This window comes from Okeania sp. SIO2B9, assembly GCF_010672505.1.
In the GTDB taxonomy this organism is placed as follows: domain Bacteria; phylum Cyanobacteriota; class Cyanobacteriia; order Cyanobacteriales; family Microcoleaceae; genus Okeania; species Okeania hirsuta.
Map to the genome: position 1 here is coordinate 1 of NZ_JAAHGK010001487.1, position 1,702 is coordinate 1,702.

Annotated in this window: 2 protein-coding genes; one reads left to right on the forward strand and one right to left on the reverse strand. The window is 31.0% G+C overall.

Annotated features, from left to right (window positions below; translation table 11 throughout):
* A partial coding sequence (locus F6K13_RS31925; protein WP_287289709.1) for a hypothetical protein occupies nucleotides 1-241 on the forward strand: 241 nt, incomplete at its 5' end.
* Between the two features lie 305 nt (nucleotides 242-546).
* Here the strand turns inward: F6K13_RS31925 and F6K13_RS31930 are convergent.
* A complete protein-coding gene (locus F6K13_RS31930) occupies nucleotides 547-909 on the reverse strand; it encodes a hypothetical protein (RefSeq protein WP_240038846.1) in 363 nt (120 codons plus the stop codon).
* Between the last annotated feature and the right edge of the window lie 793 nt (nucleotides 910-1,702).

A 1,702-nucleotide genomic window follows, 5' to 3' on the forward strand; every position in this document is an offset into this window, starting at 1 on the left:
AACTGGAACAGGTATATTCATATTTATTGTTGCGACTTATATCTATTCTCCCAAACTTAATTTTCCTATAATTTCTCACCCTTCACCCCCTCAACCTATTCCTATTCCACAACAAAAATTTCATCCTACTATACAACCTCAAAAATCACCCCAACCTTTACCCGAAACTAATATTCCAGATATTTCCCAAACAACTATTAACTATGATGAATTAAGGTTTGCTGAAAAAATCTTTTGGTAAGGGTAGAACCCAGAACTAAGAACTCAGGAGAAATGGGAATTAATTAGGAGATGGTTGTAAGAATTGTCCCTTAATTTTTTTGCCCTTGTCTGCCCAAAATACTAACTTTTTGAGCTTTTAGACCGAAAATCTGGGATTTTTTTCCACCTAAAAAGACACTTGCATTTATCTGTCAATGCTTTGAGAGTTAATCAGCAAGTCCTAATTATTGAAGCTTTCACTCCGGATTAGTCGCTAAATAGAAAATACAAGAAAAATAACATCGATTAATTGCTAGATTTATTACTTCTCAAGTATTCCAAATATTAATCATGAATCAAGGGAAAAGCATCAGGATAAGCCTGCCAAACTTTCCTCACAAAATGTTGTAATTTTTGGTGTGAAATTTGCAGATTTTTCTCTTGACTATCTAGCAATTCTAATTCAGTCAAAAGTGGAATAAACTCTGTATCAATAGCTTCCCTGAATAAACATATTGGCCAAACCAAATCAGCACCATCTCGCACATCCCATAAACTTGATTTTTCTAAATTTTTTTGATGATTTTCACACCTAACCTCTGAAGTAGATAATTTCAACAACAAAGGACGAACCCAACACATTTTGCGTGTTTCTAATACTTGAATTACTTCTGCATATAAACAAGTATTTTCATACTCCAAACACACAATTTGGCTAGATTTAAAATTAGGGATTAAATTTGTCAATACTGGCTTCATATACGAAATATCCTCATATAGTAGTCTTAATTTTACAGAAGTTTTCGACTAAATTAAGTACAAATTTTGAGAATTTTTGGGAATAAGAAATAGCGATCAATCTTAAACTGTTCCTAACTATCGGTGCAAACTTTTATAAGTTGTGCAGAAATACAGAAAAGGTAAAAAAGATAGGAACTTCAAATTTTGGTAGTTCTGCAAATGTAGTGATATTGATAAGTAAATCCCTTTCACTTTTAGAAACAAAACTATAAAAATCACTACTTGTACATCACTACTCAAATATTTAATCTTATAATGTTATAGAAGTCAAAGGAAAGAGCGCGGATATATCAAAAACTTAAAACTCAGGCAACACCAGATTTTTCCTTGTTCCTTCTTCCTTCTGCCACATATCCACATATGAAATATGAAAAATAATGCTACGTAATACCTCCCTTAAAACTCTTTGACAAGAAAAAGGATACATAGCAAAAATTTTAGTATTTCATATTAGTTTTGGATTTTTTCCAAATTATTGATAATTATCATACTATACCATTTTGAAAAAAAATTATTACAAATAGTGTAGTTAAGGAATAAGGCTTGAGTTATCTAGAAACATAGTCATTTAATTCTAGATTTTGGCAATAAATTTATTGATTTTCAGACAGCGAAAGATAAATTTCCTAAAGTTTGAAATAACGTAGTTTCGTCAATACATACAATATCACAGTTTAGAATGAAACAGCCCAGAACTAGA